Source organism: Alteromonas sp. MmMcT2-2 (genome assembly GCF_022348305.1).
Lineage (GTDB): Bacteria > Pseudomonadota > Gammaproteobacteria > Enterobacterales > Alteromonadaceae > Alteromonas > Alteromonas macleodii.
On the sequence record NZ_JAKRFA010000120.1, the window covers coordinates 1 to 1,175 of the forward strand.

Genomic DNA, 1,175 nt, shown 5'->3' on the forward strand with positions numbered 1-1,175 from the left:
TAGCCTTGGTGATGAAGCGATGGAAGATGCGTTATATGAAATTGCTTCGATGCGTCAGTTTGCGCAACTGTCATTGGATAAAGCCATTCCAGACCGCACTACCATTATGAACTTCCGGCACTTGCTGGAAAAGCACAAGCTGACTCGCAAATTATTCAAAACGGTCAATCAATGGCTGTCCGACTGCGGTGTGATGATGACGCAGGGTACACTGGTGGATGCGACGATTATTGAAGCACCCAGCTCCACTAAAAATAAAAAGAATGAACGTGACCCGGACATGCATCAGACTAAAAAAGGCAATGAATGGCACTTCGGTATGAAAGCCCATATTGGTGTGGATGCCAAGAGCGGCGTTTTTCGAATTCCGCGTTCATCGCTAATAATGTTTCTTGCTTTGAGTTGTGGTAACGCCTGCATGTAATCTGTATCAGTCATTTCTGTTATTGCGCCTACTTGTAGCGGCCTGACATCTTATTTTGCCTGACCCGATTTTATCAGCATGTTCTGACCCACAATCATTGATTCTACCCTATGAGGCTGGCTCACTTTAATTAAGAATGGAACCACATTGATTAACACTGGGACTGATTTCATCGGCTTGGGCCCACTTTAATCGACTCTAAATTGGCAGTCCTGCTTCACGCATTTCAGCTGTCATTTCTTTCGCTCTATTTGGTTCTAGCCCTCCAGAGAATAATTTTCTTATTTCGGATGGGCGATAGCGGAATTGTTCAGCAATGACGCGCTCATTGTAACCATGCCTGATAAGTGTCGGTTCAATTTCATATATGCGGCTAGACAGTGTTTCCTCCAAAAGGTCAACATTGATAGGTTTTATACCGACTTTGTAAGCTTCTTCTAGGGCTAATGTTAGATGTTGTTCTACCTGAAGAGGCGTACTGAGATGTTCAGCTAGGGAAGATGCGAATAAGTCCTGAATGTGAGATCATAGCTGCATAGTAAATCACAGCCATTACCGCCCATGAGCCAACAGTTAACTTTTGCCGATAGTGAGTTTTCCAGCAAACGTCGCCAGACGAGAAAAGAGATTTTCTTATCCAGAATGGATAACCTGCTGCCGTGGTCTCAACTGCTGGAAGTGATTGAACCCTTTTATCCTAAAGCAGGCAATGGCAGACGTCCGTATGCGCTTGAGACCATGTTTCGCATTC

At 44.5% G+C, this 1,175-nt stretch carries 2 pseudogenes; both read left to right on the forward strand.

The features are described from left to right. Positions 1–358, forward strand: a pseudogene (locus tag MHM99_RS21095) (IS5 family transposase); the annotation flags it as partial. A 627-nt stretch (positions 359–985) separates the two neighbouring features. Continuing rightward, positions 986–1,175: pseudogene (locus MHM99_RS21100) on the forward strand (IS5/IS1182 family transposase); the annotation flags it as partial.